Annotated in this window: 18 protein-coding genes; 3 read left to right on the top strand and 15 right to left on the bottom strand. The window is 62.2% G+C overall.

What is annotated here, in order from left to right:
* Position 1 precedes the first annotated feature (1 nt).
* The 4 genes from ACEW8Q_RS18510 to ACEW8Q_RS18495 all read right to left on the bottom strand — a co-directional run bounded on the left by ACEW8Q_RS18510 (position 2) and on the right by ACEW8Q_RS18495 (position 4,034).
* Complete coding sequence (locus ACEW8Q_RS18510) at positions 2-1,090, bottom strand: ABC transporter ATP-binding protein (RefSeq protein ID WP_373505533.1); 1,089 nt, start codon at positions 1,088-1,090, stop codon at positions 2-4.
* A 74-nt stretch (positions 1,091-1,164) separates the two neighbouring features.
* Positions 1,165-2,307 carry an extracellular solute-binding protein gene (locus ACEW8Q_RS18505; protein WP_373505532.1) on the bottom strand — a complete coding sequence of 381 codons (1,143 nt, stop codon included), beginning with the start codon at positions 2,305-2,307 and terminating at the stop codon, positions 1,165-1,167.
* 22 nt (positions 2,308-2,329) lie between these two features.
* Positions 2,330-3,139 carry an ABC transporter permease gene (locus tag ACEW8Q_RS18500; RefSeq protein WP_373505531.1) on the bottom strand — a complete coding sequence of 270 codons (810 nt, stop codon included), beginning with the start codon at positions 3,137-3,139 and terminating at the stop codon, positions 2,330-2,332.
* A 13-nt stretch (positions 3,140-3,152) separates the two neighbouring features.
* Positions 3,153-4,034: an ABC transporter permease gene (locus ACEW8Q_RS18495; RefSeq protein WP_373505530.1), complete on the bottom strand. Its 882-nt coding sequence runs from the start codon at positions 4,032-4,034 to the stop codon at positions 3,153-3,155.
* Between the two features lie 189 nt (positions 4,035-4,223).
* Here ACEW8Q_RS18495 and dapF point away from each other — a divergent pair, with 189 nt between their 5' ends.
* Positions 4,224-5,099, top strand: coding sequence for a diaminopimelate epimerase (gene dapF / locus ACEW8Q_RS18490; protein ID WP_373505529.1), 876 nt, complete (start codon positions 4,224-4,226; stop codon positions 5,097-5,099).
* A 16-nt stretch (positions 5,100-5,115) separates the two neighbouring features.
* Here the strand turns inward: dapF and ACEW8Q_RS18485 are convergent, their stop codons facing one another.
* The 3 genes from ACEW8Q_RS18485 to ACEW8Q_RS18475 all read right to left on the bottom strand — a co-directional run bounded on the left by ACEW8Q_RS18485 (position 5,116) and on the right by ACEW8Q_RS18475 (position 7,951).
* Positions 5,116-6,072 carry a sugar-binding transcriptional regulator gene (locus ACEW8Q_RS18485; protein ID WP_373505528.1) on the bottom strand — a complete coding sequence of 319 codons (957 nt, stop codon included), beginning with the start codon at positions 6,070-6,072 and terminating at the stop codon, positions 5,116-5,118.
* Between the two features lie 47 nt (positions 6,073-6,119).
* Complete coding sequence (locus tag ACEW8Q_RS18480; RefSeq protein ID WP_373505527.1) at positions 6,120-6,833, bottom strand: HAD family hydrolase; 714 nt, start codon at positions 6,831-6,833, stop codon at positions 6,120-6,122.
* Between the two features lie 254 nt (positions 6,834-7,087).
* Positions 7,088-7,951 (bottom strand): endonuclease/exonuclease/phosphatase family protein, encoded by an 864-nt coding sequence (locus tag ACEW8Q_RS18475; RefSeq protein WP_373505526.1) that lies wholly within the window; start codon positions 7,949-7,951, stop codon positions 7,088-7,090.
* A 129-nt stretch (positions 7,952-8,080) separates the two neighbouring features.
* Here ACEW8Q_RS18475 and ACEW8Q_RS18470 point away from each other — a divergent pair, with 129 nt between their 5' ends.
* Positions 8,081-9,646 carry a phospholipase D family protein gene (locus ACEW8Q_RS18470; protein ID WP_373505525.1) on the top strand — a complete coding sequence of 522 codons (1,566 nt, stop codon included), beginning with the start codon at positions 8,081-8,083 and terminating at the stop codon, positions 9,644-9,646.
* An 89-nt stretch (positions 9,647-9,735) separates the two neighbouring features.
* On the opposite strand, the gene ACEW8Q_RS18465 is transcribed toward ACEW8Q_RS18470, so the two are convergent.
* Together ACEW8Q_RS18465 and ACEW8Q_RS18460 are read right to left on the bottom strand one after the other, a co-directional pair.
* Positions 9,736-10,206 (bottom strand): MarR family winged helix-turn-helix transcriptional regulator, encoded by a 471-nt coding sequence (locus tag ACEW8Q_RS18465; protein ID WP_373505524.1) that lies wholly within the window; start codon positions 10,204-10,206, stop codon positions 9,736-9,738.
* Positions 10,207-10,232: 26 nt separating this feature from the next.
* A complete protein-coding gene (locus ACEW8Q_RS18460) occupies positions 10,233-11,006 on the bottom strand; it encodes a ferredoxin--NADP reductase (RefSeq protein WP_373505523.1) in 774 nt (257 codons plus the stop codon).
* 136 nt (positions 11,007-11,142) lie between these two features.
* On the opposite strand from ACEW8Q_RS18460, the gene ACEW8Q_RS18455 reads away from it, so the two are divergent.
* Positions 11,143-12,564 carry a 6-hydroxynicotinate reductase gene (locus tag ACEW8Q_RS18455; RefSeq protein ID WP_373505522.1) on the top strand — a complete coding sequence of 474 codons (1,422 nt, stop codon included), beginning with the start codon at positions 11,143-11,145 and terminating at the stop codon, positions 12,562-12,564.
* 5 nt (positions 12,565-12,569) lie between these two features.
* On the opposite strand, the gene ACEW8Q_RS18450 is transcribed toward ACEW8Q_RS18455, so the two are convergent.
* From ACEW8Q_RS18450 to ACEW8Q_RS18425, 6 genes are all read right to left on the bottom strand, one after another.
* The gene (locus ACEW8Q_RS18450; RefSeq protein WP_373505521.1) at positions 12,570-13,148 is read right to left on the bottom strand and encodes a glucose-6-phosphate isomerase family protein; all 579 of its coding nucleotides are present in this window, start codon (positions 13,146-13,148) and stop codon (positions 12,570-12,572) included.
* Positions 13,149-13,151: 3 nt separating this feature from the next.
* Positions 13,152-14,105, bottom strand: a complete 954-nt coding sequence (locus ACEW8Q_RS18445) for a shikimate dehydrogenase (protein ID WP_373505520.1) — start codon at positions 14,103-14,105, stop codon at positions 13,152-13,154.
* A 235-nt stretch (positions 14,106-14,340) separates the two neighbouring features.
* On the bottom strand, positions 14,341-15,603 hold the full coding sequence (locus tag ACEW8Q_RS18440) for an ABC transporter substrate-binding protein (RefSeq protein ID WP_373505519.1): 1,263 nt from the start codon (positions 15,601-15,603) through the stop codon (positions 14,341-14,343).
* 54 nt (positions 15,604-15,657) lie between these two features.
* Positions 15,658-16,740, bottom strand: coding sequence for an aldo/keto reductase (locus ACEW8Q_RS18435; RefSeq protein WP_373505518.1), 1,083 nt, complete (start codon positions 16,738-16,740; stop codon positions 15,658-15,660).
* Between the two features lie 2 nt (positions 16,741-16,742).
* The gene (locus tag ACEW8Q_RS18430; RefSeq protein WP_373505517.1) at positions 16,743-17,090 is read right to left on the bottom strand and encodes a TIGR04076 family protein; all 348 of its coding nucleotides are present in this window, start codon (positions 17,088-17,090) and stop codon (positions 16,743-16,745) included.
* A complete protein-coding gene (locus ACEW8Q_RS18425; protein ID WP_373505516.1) occupies positions 17,083-17,832 on the bottom strand; it encodes a GntR family transcriptional regulator in 750 nt (249 codons plus the stop codon). Before ACEW8Q_RS18425 ends, ACEW8Q_RS18430 begins: the two co-directional genes overlap by 8 nt.
* Positions 17,833-17,842 lie beyond the last annotated feature (10 nt).

Genomic DNA, 17,842 nt, shown 5'->3' with positions numbered 1-17,842 from the left:
TTCAGTGCAAGCGCCGGCCAGTCTCGTCAAGGAGCAGCACGTCGGCGGGCATGATCGACACGGACACGGCCTCGCCTTCGCGCCAGACGCGGTCATCGATGGTCGAGATCGCCTGCAGCCTCACACCACCGGCATCGAGGAAATAGGCCGCCGTACCACCGAGATAGGACGCCGAGACGATCTTGCCGGGGATGGCGTTGCTTCCTGTGCCGGCGGCACCAATAGTAACCTTCTGTGCACGGACGACTGCCGTAACACCCTTGTCCGCTTTCGCGGTTTCAGGGGCAGCGGCCTTCAACTGCGCGCCGTTGTCCAGCCGCAGCGTGGCCTGACCGTCTTCGATGGCGGTGATGCGCCCCGGCAACAGGTTCGACTGGCCGAGGAAACTTGCGACGAAACGCGACTCGGGGCGGCGGTATACTTCTTCGGGCGAGCCCATCTGCTCGATTTCGCCCTTGTTCATGACCACGATGCGGTCGGACATGGCGAGCGCTTCTTCCTGATCGTGCGTGACGAAGATGGTAGTGATGCCGACTTCACGCTGGATGATCTTGAGTTCGGTCCGCATCTCCTCGCGCAAGTTCGCGTCAAGCGCGGAGAGCGGTTCATCGAGGAGAAGCACATCGGGCTCGATCACGATGGCGCGGGCGAGCGCGATGCGCTGCTGCTGGCCGCCCGACATTTCAGAAGGGAGCTTCTTCTCCACGCCCGGCAACCGCACCATGTCGAGCGCGCGCTTCACCTTCTGCGCGATCTGGGATTTCTCGACATTGCGGTATTTCAGTCCAAAGGCGATGTTGTCAAAGACCGATTTGTGCGGAAACAGGGCATAGTTCTGGAAGACCAGCCCGATATTGCGCTTGTGAATGGGAATGTTGTCGATGCGCCGTCCAGCGACGTCGATCTCGCCGCCGGTCGGCTGCACAAGGCCTGCGATCGATCGGAGGATCGTCGTCTTGCCGCAGCCTGAAGGCCCGAGAAGCGTGACGAACTCACCTTTCCGGATCGAGAGGCTCACGTCCTTCACCGCGATGAAACTGCCATAGGCGAGCGTCACGTTGCGAAGGTCGACGGCGGAAGCTGCGGTCATATTCTGGCTCTTCTTGTGAAGGAACTCCCCGTCCGGGTGACGGACGGGGAGCAATTGATGCGAGGCTTCCGGGATCAGCCGCCCTTGGAGATGCGGTCGAACTGCTTCGTCCACTCGTCGAGGCTGGCAGACCAGTAATCCGGATTGGCGAATGTCAGCGACTTCATTTCGCCTGTCGGATCGAACGCCGGCATCTTCATGATCTTCTCGGTGAGCTTCACCTTCTTCGGATCGAGCGACGGCGGATAGTTCTGGCCCTCGGCGACTGCGATGGCCGTCTCGGGCGCCAGCATGAAGTTCACCAGCTCCTCGCATTCCTGCATGGGAGAGCCCTTGAGGATCAGCATGTCCTCCATCCAGGCGTAGGAGCCCGGCGGATCCATGTAGGCGATGGGATGGCCTTGCGCCTGCAGCGCCGCGATGCGGCCAGACCAGGCATCGGTCACGACGATTTCTTCCTTGGCGAGGAGGTCCATCAGTTCGGCGCCTGACGACCAGTATTTCTTCACCAGGTCGCGGTTCTCGCGAACCTTGGCCCAGACGGCTTCGATGTCCTTGATGTCGTTCGGGTTCTGGCCCGTGGCCAAGGCCGCATACCAGACGCGGGTCATCATGTCGCCATAGCCGCCGATCTTGCCCTGGTACTTGGGGTCGAACAGCAGCTTGGCGCCCTTTTCCTTGGCTTCCGCCTCGGAGATGACCTTGGTGTTGTAGGCGATGCCGGTCGTGCCGTAGTCGTAGGGAACGCACGACAGCTTCGGCGTCATCTTGCGGAAAGGCTCGATCATCGCCGGCATGACGTATTGCATGTTGGGGATGTTGGCTTCGTTGATTTCGCTGGTGAAGCCACCATCGACGTAGCGCTTGTAATATTCGACGCCCGAGGAATGGATGATCTGGAAGTCACCAGGATTGGCGGTCTTTACCTTGGTGAGGATTTCGCTCTCATCGCCGAAGGTGCCCTGGACGACCTTGATGCTGGTCTTGGCCGTGTAGGGCTGGAAGGCATACTTGTCGATTGCCTCCTGAACGACGCCGCCCCAGCCATCGAAGCGGACTTCGGAGACGGCGGCGAGAGCCTGCGGCGCCCAGCGCATGCCGATGCCTGCGGTGGCGGCTGCTGCGGCCGTGAGGCCGAGGAAGCTGCGGCGGTCGAGCCCGCCGTTCATGTAGCGCTCTGTGAGGCGCTCCAAGCGTTTGGTTGTCGTGATTTTCATTTCGGTTTCTCCCTGTAGTGGTTCAACGCCCGCTGCGTGCGAGATAGCGGGCAAGCCCGCCACCGAGCACCGGCAGCCCCACGGTTACGACGATCATCAAGGTGCCCAGGGCGTTGATCTCCGGGCTGATGGAGATTTTCAACATCGACAGGATCTGGGTCGGCATGGTCTCGACGCCCGATGGGCGCCAGAACATGCTGGCCGTGATGTTGTCGAAGGAAATGGTGAAGACCAGCAGCAAGCTGGCGACGATGGCCGGCATCAGCAGCGGCAGCGTGATCTCGCGGAAGGTCTGGAAGCGGTTGGCGCCAAGCGACATCGCCGCCTCTTCATAGACCCGCTTGATGCCGATGAGGCGGGCCTGCACGACGAGGACGACATAGGGCAGCGCCAGCATGATGTGGCCGAGCACCAGAAGCCAAAGGGTGCGGGGCTGGTGCGCCCAGCGCATGAGCAGAAGAAGGCCAACACCCAGCACGGTTTCAGGGACAAGGGCAGGCGCCACGAGGATGGTGTTGACCCATTCCTTGCCGGGAAAGTCGTAGCGCACCAAAGCGAGCGCCGCCATGATGCCCAGCACCGAGCAGACGACGGCCGTGATGAGGGCCACCCACACCGAGGTCTGGAAGGCGCTCAGCACCGCCTGGTTTTCCATGAGCTTGTGATACCAGCGGAAGCTGAAGCCCGTCATCGGGAATCCGCCGAACTGCGAGTCATTGAAGGACAGCACGACGACGACCATGATCGGCGCGAACATGAAGATATAGACCAGCACGGTGAGCGCCTGAATGGCGCGCCAGCCAAGGCCCCGGTTCTCGGTTGCCGGATTCATGCGCCTTCCCCGTTCATGCACCAAGTCCCTTGAAGATGCGCGACAGGCCCATGTAGCGGCTGTAGATGGCGGCGACCGCCCCCAGCATGACCAGCAGCACGAGCGAGAGCGTCGCGCCCATCGGCCAGTTGAGCTGCCCCATGATCGTGTCGAAGATGATGTTGCCGAACAGCGCGTCACGCGTGGAACCCAGAATCTCGGGCGTCACGTAGCTGCCCGCCGCGAGCACGAAGCAGAGCAGAAGTCCCGCCATGAGGCCCGGAAGCGACAAGGGCAGAACGACCTCATAGAATGCTTGCCACGCCGTACAGCCGAGCGTGCGGGCCGCCGAGATGAGATTGCGGTCGATGCCCTCGATCGACACATAGACATTGAGGATCATGTAGGGCAGCAGGAAGTGGATCATGCCCATGATCACCGCGCCCTCGGTATAGAGCATGCGCAGGGGCTCGCTGATGAGGCCCGTCTTCAGCAGCAGCACGTTGACGACACCCTGCTCGCCCAGAATGTGAATCCACGAGAATGTCCGGATGGTGAAGCTGATCCAGAACGGTACGATGAGCAGCAGGAGCAGCAGCCATTTGTGCTTCGTGTGCGACATGGCGATGAAATAGGCGGGCGGATAACCCATTGCGGCGCAGAGGATGGCCGTGATCGCCGCAACGCGCACCGTTTTCCACAGGAACATATGGTAGAAACTGTCCGTGAAAAACTCACGCCAGTTGGCGCTGGTGTAGACTTCCTTCTCCACCCCCGCCGTGACGAACTCGTAGAACGAGAAGACCGTCATGATCGCGATAGGCAGGATCATCAGCACAAAGAGCGTGATGAGCGTAGGTCCCAGCAACAGCCAGGGCCTTCTGCGGTCGGCGGCTGTCAGGGTGGAATCACTCATGGGCAAGCACACCGGCTAGCCGGACAAGTCCTTGAATGGCTGGAACTCTTACGAAACACGCGCAGCTCACACTCATTTCTGTCCATGCTCTTTGGTTTCGCCGGACGTGTCAACCTTCCCCGGCGCAATCCAGCACGTACAGTTTGGCGAGGCATTGACATCGCTGTCCGCCGGTTCTCACCTGTGAGAATGCCGCTTACCGACTTTCTTTCGCTTCCACCGCCCGGAGCCACATCTTTCAAGCGCCCCTTCATCAAGATGCAGGGCTTGCGCAATCACTTCGTGTTCATCGACCAGCGCAATTCATCGCAACCGATCACTCCGGCTGAAGTCGTGAGGATCTGCGACGTGCATGAGGGCGTGGGTGCTGAACAGGTCATCACCATCGAGGCGCCATCCGAAGCGGCCAGGGCTCAGGGAGCTTATGCGTTCATGGGGATATTCAACATTGATGGAACGGAAGCGGAGGCCTGCGGCAATGCCACGCGCTGCATGGCGTACCTGCTGTTCGATGAATCCGGCCGCGATCACCTGCTGATCGATTCGCGCGGCGGATTGCTCAGTTGCGAAAAGGCAGGACCGATGGAGGTCAGCGTGACGCTGGGGCCGATCAGCATGGACTGGCGGACCATTCCCCTGTCACGCGCGGAGGACACGGCGCACCTGCCCCTGCAGAGCGGCGCATTGCGTGACGGGCTGGCACTTCACATCGGAAACCCCCATGCGGTGTTCTTCGTGACCGACCATGGCGCGATCGACATTCCGGCCCTTGCCCCTGCCATCGCGCGAGACCCACTGTTTGCAGAGAGCGCCAATGTGGGCGTGGCGCAGGTGATCGACACGCATACTCTGAAGCTTGCCGTGTGGGAGCGGCCGGGCATGCTGACGGAGGCTTGCGGCACGGGCGCCTGCGTTGCGGCCTATGCCGGCAGGCTCAGGGGTTACCTGAAAGGCGATACCATCACGGTGAATCTTCCCGCCGGACCGCTGAACATCCGATTGCTGGAGGACGGGCGCGCCATCATGACGGGGCCAGTTGAATTCTGCTGCGCAGGCTACGTCTAGCCCAAGTCTCCACGTTTTAGATGTCGAGCAGAAACTCCGCCATCACTTCGTTGGTGATGAGCCCGTTGATGAGCTTGCCTCGCATGGCGCCCCTAACAGCGCGGAAACGAGGACGCGCCATGGCAATTCCGATCACCTTGCGGACCGCAGGCTGCTCGACCGGCACGCTCAGCACGCGATCATTGGTGAGGCCTTCGATCAGGCGGCCCTCGGCATCGAAGGCCCAGCCGGTGATCTCCCCCACCGCTCCCGCCCTCACCAGCGAGCGGATTTCATCCTGTCGCACGAAGCCGTCGCGCAGCAGCGCTGCGTTCTCGTCCACCGTGCCGATGCCGACGAATGTCACATCGGCCTGCTTCGCAAGTTCAAGCACGTTGCGGAGCGTCTTCTGGTCGAGCAGCAGGTTCTTTTCATGAACGGTTGTCGCGATCACCGGAAGCGGCATCGGATAATGCGGCGCCTTCACCCGATCACCGATGCGGCTCACCACGTCGAAGAGCGAGGCGGACCCGTCGGGCGCGATGTTGCCGACCAAGGAGACCATCTTGTGCTGCGGGCAATCCATGGGGCTCACCTGTTCCGCCATGGCGCGCAGCATGCGGCCCGTACCCATGGCGCAGATCACCGGGTGTTGCGACACGAGATAGCGCTCGAGTTCGGCTGCTGCCGCCTCCGCCACGCCCACCGTCTCGGAGGCGGAGGCCGGGTCGGCGGGCACCACCTCGCACATCAGCAATCCATATGTGTCCCGCAGCCGGTTGGAGAGTTCGATGCAACGGCCGATCGGATGATCGAGCCTCACCTTGATCAGCCTCTCGCTGACCGCGAGCGACACCAGGCGCTGGGCGGTCTGCCTCGACACGCCTAGCTTGCGGGCAATCTCGTCCTGGGTGTTTCCCGCAATATAGTAGAGCCAGCCTGCGCGCGCTGCGTCGTCCAGCCTGTCGCTATCTGTTTCCGATTTCCGTGCCATGAGACCTGCGCCCTTCGAATGTTCACACCTAAGGCGACTGCCTGCCTTCAGCAAAGACCAATTTCGGTGAATGCGCCTCGGAGATCATCCATATCAGCGATGACGCGATCAGGCACAACGCCATCGGGAAGGCTGTAGCCCGACTTCACGTGAGCACCGCCTGCGAAATGCCACGCCGGCATGGCCGCCGCTTTCGCCGCCCTGATTCCCATTTCGCTGTCTTCGATGACGATGCAGCGCGCCGCATCCTCGCCCATTTGGCGCGCGGCGTGATACAGCAAGTCAGGCGCAGGTTTTCCGTTGGGCACTTCCGATGCCGTGAAGCAGCGCCCTTCGAAGTAGGGCTGCAATCCCGTCACGGCCAGCGACACCGCGAGGCGCTGGGGGCTGGAACTCGTGGCGAGACAGAACGGCGCCGTCATGGAACGAAGCACAGCCTCGACACCTTGCATGGGCCTCAGATCGGTTTCCAGTTTCGCCAGGAGACGCTTGCGGTATCGCATCTCGAAATCCTCCGGCAGCGGTCTGCCGAAACGCTGCGCGGCGCGAAGCGATGCGGACGCGAAGCTGCGGCCCAGGAAGTCGCTTCGGAAAATCTCCGGCGTGATTTGAAAACCGGCCTCTTCCATCATGCCCGTCAGAACGCCGGCACTCAGCATCTCGCTGTCGACGAGCACGCCGTCGCAGTCGAAGATCACAAGGCCCACGGGCCTTGATGCCGCGGTGAGACCAGCATTCTGGCCGATATGGGATTCGATCATGGCTATGCTTCAATCTTGAGCCATTGATTAAGCAAGCGGCATGCGGATTTGTCCAGTGGCCTTGCTGTGGCCCTTCTCCAGCCCAGCGCCGGAACCAAGGCGGCGCGGATACGTTCGAAACAGGCGAGCGCCATGTGTCAACCAGACGCGATGGTATGGAGAATGCAGCGGTTTTTCTGGTTTCCCGCTGCAGCCGACGAATTGGCAGACGAGCTTCTGTCCCATCCGTGGCGCACGCCTTGCCTGCGCACGTGTCAGCCCAGGGCGGTGTGCCCCGGTTGCTGAATCTCCTGTTGCATTACATTGCCCGCCGTAACGCCGATGACGGCCTTGACGGGCAAATGGTCCGACGCGACGCGTGAGCGGTGCGTCTCGACGGCGGACATTTCGTAGACCGTCACATGCTTGTTGGTGAGCACCCGGTCGAGGGGCCACAGGGGAAAGCGCGACGGGAAGCTCGCAATCGCCATGTCCACGTCGGTGAGATGCGGATCGAAAAGGCGAAGCGACGAACGCTCGCCCATCCGCCATTCATTTGTATCGCCCAGCAGGATGATGGCACGGTCATCGACGGGATGGGCGGCGGCAAGGATCGCTTCAGCCTGCCGTGCGCGCGAGGCATGCAGCAGCCCCAGATGGGCGCCTATGATGCGCAAGGGAACGCCGCGCACGTCGAAATCGACGAGCACCGCACCGCGAGGCTCAAACCCGGGGAGAGTCATCTTGTTGACGCCTGTCACGGCACCATCGCGATAGAGAATCACGTTGCCGTGCCAGCCGTGGCTGAGCTTGCGCGAGCCTTCGTCGAGAACCGAGCGGTAGCCGCCCTTGCTGTAGAGTTCCTTGAGGTCGAGAAGCCCCTTGCGGCTGCCGAAGCGCTGGTCGGCTTCCTGCAGGGCCACGATATCCGCGTCGAGTTCCAGCACGACATCGAGGATCCGGCCCGGATCGAAGACGCCATCGGTGCCGACACATTTGTGAACATTGTAGGACGCAACGGAAATGGTCAGGGACGGCTCGTGGCCATCATGCGTGGGCCGCTTCTGGCCGATGGGAGGCGCATTGCGGATTGCCTTGCGGGTGAGGTTCCGCCGCAAGGCGGGAACGATATGTTTCATTGTGCATTTATCCCCGTCCGCCCGGACATTGCTCCAGCCGGATGACACATGCTTTTGGAATGCACAAGGTGCATAGTCCGGGGCACAGGTTCAAGAGTGTATTTTGCCGCCAATGCTCCAGGCTCCGTAATGTTCACCTCGCCGTATTATTGGGCACTGATCGCAGCCCTTGCCGCAATCGCTTTACCGGTGGTGGCCTTCGCCATCTACATCTTTGGCAGCGTAGCACAGAGAAAGCGTGGAGAGGAATCGCAAGCTCTCACCCCCAAATCGGATGAAACGGCTCTCGACCGTTCGTTCTCCGGCCTTGTCGAACGTTACCCCGGCCAAAGTGGCCTGAAGCTTATGCCGGGCAACCTGCAGGCCTTTAAGGCGCGCATGGAGACGGCACGCCGGGCGGGCCGCAGCCTCGACATCCAGTACTACTATTGGAAGAACGACCTCACGGGGCGACTCCTGCTCAATGAAATCATCGCCGCAGCCGAGCGGGGCGTAAGGGTGCGGCTGCTGCTCGACGACATCAATTCGTTCGGCTTCGATTCGACCTATCTGGCGCTCGACAGCCATCCCAACATCGAGGTCCGCCTCTTCAATCCCAGCCGCAGCCGCGACGATTCGTTCCGGCGGGGGCTGGAACTGATCGTGAAATATTTCACCGCCACCCGGCGAATGCACAACAAATGCTGGATTGCCGATGGCCGCGTGTTGATCGCCGGCGGGCGCAATATCGGGGACGCCTACTTCGATGCCTCCGAGGACGCCAATTTCCAGGACATCGATGTTCTTGCCATCGGCGACTGCGTCGCGGAGGGAGCACGGGTCTTCGACCGCTACTGGAACAGCGAGCCTGCGCTTCCAATTCGATTACTGCACAAGTTCAGGCGGGCCAGGCTCACCCGCATGGTCAGCAAGCTCGCCGCGTTCTGCGCCACGGACCGGGCCCTAACCCTGCTCGAACTAGCAGAAGGACATACGGCACAAGCCTCGAACCTTGATGCTGTCGATGGTTTCCACTGGTCGGCCGACGTCAAGCTGGTGGCCGATCCGCCCGAGAAGGCTTCGGGCGAGGCCCAGCCGGAGTGGCTGGGTGAGCGGATCAACGCGTTGTTTTCCTCGGCCCAGCGAAGCCTGAGGATCATCTCGCCCTATTTCATCCCCGGCGAGGCAGGCGCGAAGACGCTGATCGCCGCAGCGGAACGTGGCACTGACCTTCGCGTGCTCACCAATTCGCTTGCGGCAACCGACGTGATTGCCGTCCACGGCGCCTACGCGCGATACCGGCGCATGCTGCTCGGCCACGGCATCTCCATTCACGAACTGAAGCCGGAGCCGGGGCGGCGCCGGGCCTCGCTGTTCGGCTCACGCACGGCGAGCCTTCACACCAAGGCTTTCCTAGCCGATGACGAGACCTGCTTCGTCGGCTCGTTCAACCTCGATCCGCGGTCGCGTTCGATCAACACGGAAATGGGGCTGCTGTTCAAATGCCCAAGGCTTGCCCGCCAGCTGAATGCAATCTTCGATGCCCAGACGGCGTCCGAGTTCAGCTTTCATGTCGCTGTGCGGGACGGCAATCTGGTATGGACCAACACTCACAACGGCGTCGCGGGCAGTTTCCGGTCGGAGCCCTTCGCACCGCTTCGGCGCAGGTTTCCCGCTTGGCTGATTGCGTGGCTGCCGATCGAATCGCAACTGTAGACGACTTGCGCAATAACGGGGCTGGCGTTACGTCAGGGGTGGCTGCTTTCCTGCCTCATGCCGTGGCAGATCGGGCATTCCAACGCGCTTCAGGAGATGCGGCGCAGCAGGCCGACCAGAATGCCCTGCTCGGATAGGGTGAGCGGTTTCAGGGTTTCCTCGGTGATCGCCGCCGCGGCAGAAAGGCCGGCGCGCAGGGCATCGCATCCCGCCGGGGTGAGTTCGACGAGCGTGCGGCGGCCATCGGTCTTATCTGGCCGGGTCGAGACGAAACCGCGGCGGATCAGGCGGTCCACGACGCCCTTGATGGTCGCGGCGTCCATGGCGGTTTCCCGGCCCAGGAGATTCTGGGACACGCACTTGAGTTCGGCGAGCTTGACGAGAGCGGCCCATTGCGTGGGCGTCAGGTCCTCGTCCATGCGCCCGGCGAAGATTCCGGCATGGCGCTGGCCGGCGCGGCGCAGGTAGAAGCCGATCTGGTCTTCGAGGCGATACGAACCAAGGTCAGCCTGCGGAAGCGTTTCAGCGACTGACTTCGGTATGGGCGCCGGTTCGCTCATGCTGACTATCCTTTCCGGCAGCGGCCTCAGCGCTCGACGAAGGCCTTCTCGATCACGTAGCTGCCAGGCTCGTTGCTGTTGCCTTCTTTGAGGGACATTCCCTTGAGCAATGTGGTGATGTCGGACAGGAAGGCCGGGCTGCCGCAGATCATCACGCGATCCTGCGTTGCATCGATGGGCGCCAGACCAAGGTCAGACGCCATCTGGCCGGTGCCGAACAGGTGGGTGATGCGGCCGCGATGGCGGAAATCTTCGCGGGTCACGGTCGGGTAGTAGAGCAGCTTGGCGCGGATCTCTTCACCCAGAAGTTCATCGTTCGGAAGCTTGTTCTCGATCTCGTCGGCATAGGCGAGTTCAGCCGCGGTGCGGCAACCGTGCACGAGAACGATCTTGTCGAACCGCTCGTAGACGGCCGGGTCCTTCGCCAGGCTCATGAAGGGGGCAAGGCCCGTTCCGGTGCCAAGCATGTAGAGGTTGCGGCCGGGGAGAAGGTTGTCGACCAGCAGGGTGCCGGTCGGCTTCTTGCCAACGAGGATCTTGTCGCCCACTTTGAGGTGCTGGAGCTTGGAAGTCAGCGGCCCGTCCGCAACCTTGATCGAGAGGAATTCGAGTTCATCGGCATAGTTCGGGCTGACGAGGCTGTAGGCCCGCAGCAGCGGCTTGCCGTTGACGGCGAGGCCGATCATGGTGAACTGACCGTTTTCATAGCGGAATGACGGAGACCGCGTGGTCGTGAAGCTGAAAAGACGGTCGGTCCAGTGACGGACGCTCAGCACTTCTTCTTCGAACAACGCACTCATGACAGCTCCGGCAGGGTCACAGGTTTTGTTTGTGTACGTTCAAAAAATATGGAATAGCTCGGGTATTGTCAACGCCAGATGACGCAAGTGCTACCGGGAGCCGCAGGGGACGCCCTCCTCCCACTGGAGCCGCTCCATGGACGACCAACCCTCGAAGATCCGCTGCGATGCCTGTCCCGTTCTGTGTTTCATCCGCGAGGGCATGCTGGGCGCCTGCGACCGCTACGCCAACCACGGCGGCGTGCTGACGCGAGTCGACCCCCATGTGCTGCTGGACCGCACTCTTTCAGCAGGTGGTGAAGTGGTCCCGTTCCTGCCCATGTCTCGTGATTGGGACGGGCGCGTGGTGCGCGAGCCCCAGACCTTCGTGACCGCGATTGGCGCCGGAACGACCTACCCCGACTATAAGCCCGCGCCCTTCATCGTCGCCTCTGAGATTGATGGCGTCGACATGGTGACGGTCGTGACCGAGGGCATCTTCAGCTATTGCGGGTTGAAGGTGAAGATCGATACCGACCGGCACCTCGGCCATGAATGCGCGCCCGTGCGGGTGGACGGCGAGCAGATTGGCCATGTGACCACCGCCGAATATGGCTCTCAGATGCTGTCGCTCGGCGGGGTGCGGCACCTCACCGGCGGATCGAAAAAGGAGGGCCGCGTCACCTGCGAGAGCCTGCTGGCGCTTTCCAACTGCAAGCCTGTGGAGGTGACCGTCGATGGCGGCGCCACCATCGTGATCGAGGCCGGCAAGGCTCCCATCATCAACGGCCATGCGGAAGAGCGGATGCGGGTGGGCTGCGGTTCGGCCACCATCGGCATGTTCGCCCAACAATGGATGGGACTTGTCGATGAAGTCGTCGTGGTGGACGATCACATCACCGGGGTTCTCTCCGAGCATCAGGCGGGAAAATTCCTCGGCGTGAGGGACACCGGCATCAAGATGAAGGGTCATCGCTCGACGCCGGGCCGCTACTTCAAGGTGGCCCAGCCTGGCACCGGCTGGGGCGGCACCGATCTCAGCGATCCGCTCACCATCCTGAAGCCGTTCGACCCGAAAGAGGCCTGGCCCGGCCTGCGGATGCTGATGGTGTCCACCACGGGCGAACACTTCGCCTATTATGAGCTCGATGATGGGCTGGTGCCTGTCGAAAAGGACCTTCCTCCGGATCTCCAGCTCTCGGTCGAACGCATCCGGGAGAATTGCGAGCCGGCCTTGTCGACCGTGCTGTTCATGGCGGGTGCTGGCGGCTCGCTGCGGGCGGGTGTGACTGAAAATCCGGTCCGCCTCACGCGCTCGGTGAAGGATGCCGTCACGCGCGTCACCGCTGGCGGAGCGCCCTGCTATGTGTGGCCGGGCGGCGGCATAACCTACATGGTGGACGTGACCACGCTGCCCGAGAACGCCTTCGGCTCGGTACCGACCCCGGCCCTCGTCGCTCCCATCGAGTTCACCATGCCGAAGGCTGATTACGAGGCGCTTGGCGGCCACATGGACCAGGTGCGGTCACTCGATGACGTGTTGCGCAGCGGGGCAAAGAAGCGGGTCGCCGTCAACTGATCCCGTCACGACATCCAGCGCGGATTGTCGACGACTTCGGGCTTGCCATCACGCTCGACGACAATCTTGCGGAACCCCTTCGTCTCGATGGTGCCATAGTCATGCCCCGCATGGGCGGGGAAGGCAAAGAAGGTGACCAGTTGCTCCGTCGAAGAGACGTTGATCGACCGGTGCGCGTAGCGCGGAGGCACGTATACGGCGAAGCCGGGCTTCAGTTCGCGCACCTCGACATCGCCCTCGGGGTTTTCCATCATCAGCATGCCGTGGCCGCGCAGGCAGAAGTACACTTCGGTCGTGTCGATCACCGTGTGGAAGTGGCCCTTGGTCATGTGATACTCGGAACCGACCTTGCCGGGATAGACGATGCTGGTGCCATAGGCGACTTCCTTCTCGCTGTGCGGCACGCCCATGTCGAAATACTCGTAGACCAGCCGGTCATCCCGCGCCAGGTCGCGCTCGAAGGCGGATTGGTCCGCATACATGCCCTTCATGGCGGAGAGTGTACGGCGGATCGCCGGCCGCGATTGCGACAGCCCGTCGATGAGGCTGAAATCGGTGACGATGGACTTGAGGGGCGTGTTCATGGGTCAACTCCTTGAGGCGTCGCGGGCGATCTGGCTCAGCCGGTCGAAACCGGGGCCATGGGCAGGAATGTCGATATCGAAGACTTCGGCGATGACACGCGTCCAGCCATGGATGAAATAGACCCAGCCGTCCTCGACCGTCATCGACCGGGCGACACTCTGGGCCTTGGCCTGTTTCAGGAAAACGAGGTCGCCGCGATAGTTGAATTCCCAGGCGATGGACCGCTCCGGGAACCGGACATCATCCGACAGTGGCGAACCGGGGCCGTCCTTGCCGAGCCCGGTGGCATTGACGATCATCGACCCGGGCGGGAGGGACGCAACGGCGCGGTCCGCCTCCGCCGTGCATGCTGGCAGCACATAGTCAGCGGGAATGGCAAAGCCCAGCCTGGCATGGATGCCGCGCATCTCCTCCAGGCGATGCGCCGCGCGGTCGGTGATGACGATGCGCCTTGGCGCATCCAGTCCCGCCTTCGCCCGATTGTGGAGATAGAGGGTCAGCGCCAGAGAGGAGCCCCCGGCGCCGAGCACAAGCAGCTCTGCCACCGTCCCGCGCCAGTAACCATCCGCGACGATGGCCTCGAGCGCATGGCCCACGGTGATCGGGTCCTTGGCGTGGCCGCGCAAGGCGGTCCCGCGCTTCGAGATGCTGCTGATCTCGCCCAGCGTTTCCGCATGGGGGTCGAGCCAGTCGAAGAGGTCCCGGCTTGCCTTCAGCAGGTTCATCTTGTGCGTGGTGACGAGCGCGCCCTTCGAGTTCGGGTCCGCCTTGATGAAGGTTACGGCATCGCGGTAGCGGCGAGGTTCGTCGCCGGGCACGAAGTCGATCCCCCTGATGACGGCGTCGATGCCGAGCTCCCTTGCCCAGGCGGGGAACACCTTCATGATGGAAGATTGCCCTGTCGTCACGCCGATGAAATACATCGTCGGGACCGGGGCTGGTGGATAGGCCGTCATGCGTCATCCGTCCAAGCATTCGGGAGGGCTTGTTCATATCGTCACCCTCGGGCTTCCGCCAGTGTTCCGGCAGGCAGAAAGTGGTGGAAGGGGCATGCGGCTCACGCGAAGCCTACCTCCCGGCAGCGTCATCACACAGGCCAGGATCCAGTGCGACTGAGAGTAAGTGAAACAGAAGCCCACCATCATTTCGGATGGAGGGCTTCACAGTTTCGTTTGAAACGGCTCGGCGCCGTTACTTGAGCGATGCCTTGACCTTGCTTACGTCGTCCGCGCTCATTTCGCCCATGGTCGTCACTTCACCGTCCTTGATCCTCCACAGGCGGAAGGGACCGGTGATGTCGCCATATTGGTCAAAAGCAATAGGGCCGATCACGCCTTCATACTTGATGGGCTTGCCATCCTTGATGAGGGCCAGCGCCTTGGCAAACTCTTCCTTGCCGGCGTGGATCGGCTCTCCAGCCGGATCGGTAACCATGGGGATCGCCGCCTTGATCGCCGCCGCATCGCCCTTGCCTGCTTTTGCAGTGGCGAGGGCCACGATGGCGCCAGCGTCATAAGAGCGGTCCGCAGCGGGTGCATCCGGCTTGATGCCGCCTGAGAAGGCCTCGTAGTTTGCATAGAAGTACTTGGTGGAGGCCGTCTCAGACGTGCCTGACGAGGTGCCGTAGGCCTCGTTCAGGTATTGCGCGCCGACGCTCTTGATGAAGTCGGCCGAGTTCATGCCGTCATTCAGCAGGAACTTCTGCGGGCCACCGCCGGAAATCCATGCGCGGGCCACCGTGGCGCCGTCAACGGGATAGCTCACAAGATAAAGCGCTTCCGGATCACCCTGCATGGCGGCGCTGGCTTCCGTAGCGTAGCTCGACTGCTTCTCGTTGTAGGGCGTGACCGAGGTGATGGTGCCGCCGAGCTTTTCAAAAGCGTCCTTGAACTCACGAACCATGTTCACGCCGAAATCGTTGTTCACGTGAACGATGGCGATCTTCTTCAGGCCGCTGTCGAGCGCGTATTTCGCGGCCGCTGTGCCTTGCAGCGCGTCCGACGTGATGGTGCGGAAGAACACGCCGTTGGTCTTGCCTTCGCGGCCGAGTGCCGTGAGCGTGGGCGAAGACGATGCTGGCGAGACCTGCACGACGCCCGCGGGCGCGGTGACGGAGGTCAGCATCGGGATCGACATCGGCGAGATGATGCCGCCGATGATGACGGGAACCTTCTTGATGTTGACGAGCTGCGTTGCCTGATCGACGGCGACATTTCCCTGCGTCTGGCTGTCGCGCGTGTCGGTGATGAGCTTGCAGCCGCCGACGCCGCCCGCATCGTTGAAATCGCGGAACGCCATCTCGACGGACTTGGCGCCTGCCTGGCCATATTCACCGGCGGGGCCTGTCAATTCGAGCACCACGCCAATGGTGATATCGCAATCAGCCGCGAGCGCCGGGCCTGTGTAGGCCGCAAGAACGCCGAGGACAGAGGCGGTAAATAGCAGTTTCTTCATGTTGACTTCCTTCCTGTTCACACCGGCTCTTGCCGGACCACTTTGCTTTGACGTCTAGTTGTGCCGCGCCGTCTCCAGCGGCGCCTTGCCTTTTCCCTCATCGTTGAGATTGTATTTCATGATGGAGCCGTGCCGCCCGGTGGTGTCGCGTTCGAGCGTGTAGACATCGCCTTCAAGTTGGTGCGAGCGGGCGAGCACCGCGTCGATCATCGCCATGTCATCAGCGCCAAGCGGAAGCGAGGCGATCCGCAGGTTCGATGCCAGATGAGAGCGGTTTCGCGCGCCAACGATGACGGCAGACACTCCGGGCCGCGCCAGAATGGCGGCGCTGGCCACGGTCGCAATATCCGTCTCATGTTTTCTGGCGATTGCCGAGAGTGCGGCGAGCATTTCCTGGAACAGATCCCAGCCGCCAAACTCATCGATCACGAGCTTGTATTTTACCAGCGAACGATTTTCGAACGGCGGAATGGGCTCGGGCACGCCAAGCCATCTCTCTCCAAGGAAGCCGCCCGCAACCGTGCCGTAGCAGAAGATCGCCACGTTCCTGTCCCTGGCGGCGGCCAGCAGCGTCTTTTCCGGACGCCGGTCGAGCAGCGAGTATTGCACCTGCATCGAGGACATGGGCACGCCGCTCCCGATGATCGCCAGCATGTGGGCGGTGTCGAAATTGGTGCCGCCGATGCGCTCGATCTTGCCTGCTTTCTGCAGGTCCCGGAGCCAGCCCGCGGTTTCCAGCCAGCGCGGAACATCATAGTTCCACCAGTGGAACTGAACGAGGTCGAGCCGTTCCATGCGCAGGCGCTGGAGCGAACGGTCGATGACGCCTTCGACATAGGTCTTGTCGATGCGCGGCAGCATATGGAGGTCCGGCACGAACTTGGTGTGGACTCGGATGCGCGAAAGCGCCTCCGCACCGCGCTCGTTCCGGTAACGCGCGCGGAAGGCTCCGATGAGATCCTCGACTCCGGTATAGATGTCGGCACAATCGAATGTGGTGATCCCTGCGTCGGCGAAGGCGATCATGTCGCTCACCGGATCATCGCTCACCGTGGCGCTGTGGCTGCCGGACAGCTGCCAGCCGCCGCGGATGACGCGGGAGATTTCATAGCCGGGCTGAAGTTCGATCCTTTGCACGGTCAATCCTTGGCTAGCGGTACAGCGGTGGTCTGGGCATGGCTGAAGCGGCGGAGTCCGGTGCGCGTGATGCGAAGCCTGGTCGAGCAATTGGGATCGGGACAGGCCACCTCTGCATCCGTCGTCATCCAGTCGTTCCTGTGCGTGGGGCGCTGCTTGGCCGGCAGCAGCGGCAGCACCGCGGCGAGCGAATAAATCGAGAACCCCTGGCCGGGCGGAAAATGAATCATCTCGCCTCGCATTTCGAAATAGTCGCCGGGCCTGGCACCGCAATAGATGGCGCCGCCCTCGGGCGCCGTCACCTCGACGCGAAGATCATAAAGTTCAAATCCGTCATCGGGCTCAGCCATGAGACAAGGTCCTTTGCTCCGCTTCTTCGGCATCGAGGCGGTTGCGGATGAGGCTGAAGGCCCGCGTGATATCTCTCGTGAGAGCCGCTAGGGCGCCCTCGCGGTCGCCGCGTTCCAACGCTTCTATGAGTTGCCAATGGTGGTGCGTGCCTGCAGGGTCGGTCTTCTCATCATGCAGGAAGGCGGCCGCATGAACATACGGACCGGACTGCAGCCAGAGGCTCTCGATCACCCGACCAAGCACTTCCGAATGCGCGGCACGATAGATGTGATCATGGAAGGCATGGTTCAGTTCGGTTGCCGCGCGGATGCTGTCCTCATTGCGGCCATGGAACGCCTGTTCGCATTCGGTGGTGAGCGCGCGAAGACGATCGAAATCCGCCTTGCCGAGATTTGGCATGGCGAGCGCCGTCATCTGGCCTTCGATGATGCATCGCGCGCGGGCGAGGTCTTCGAGCCGTTCGCGGGTGATGACCGGCACGCGGACCGAGCGGTTCGGCAGAGCTTCAAGTGCGTGTTCGGAGACCAGCCGCCCCAGCGCCTCGCGCACCGGCATGGTGCTGGTCTGCAACCGCTCCGCCAGATCCTGAATGCGCAGCATCTGGCCTGTGGTGAATATGCCATGGATGAGGGAACGCCGCAGCTCGGCATAGACCCGGTCGTGAAGCGTTTCCCGCGCAACGGGATTGAGACTGCCGCGCCCCATGGCGGCCAGACCCGTATGTCCCTCTGCATCACTCATAAGAGGCGAT

This window comes from Aestuariivirga sp., assembly GCF_041738905.1.
GTDB lineage: Bacteria > Pseudomonadota > Alphaproteobacteria > Rhizobiales > Aestuariivirgaceae > Aestuariivirga.
The sequence above is the reverse complement of the archived record's forward strand: the minus strand, read 5'-3'. Positions and strand labels throughout refer to the sequence as shown.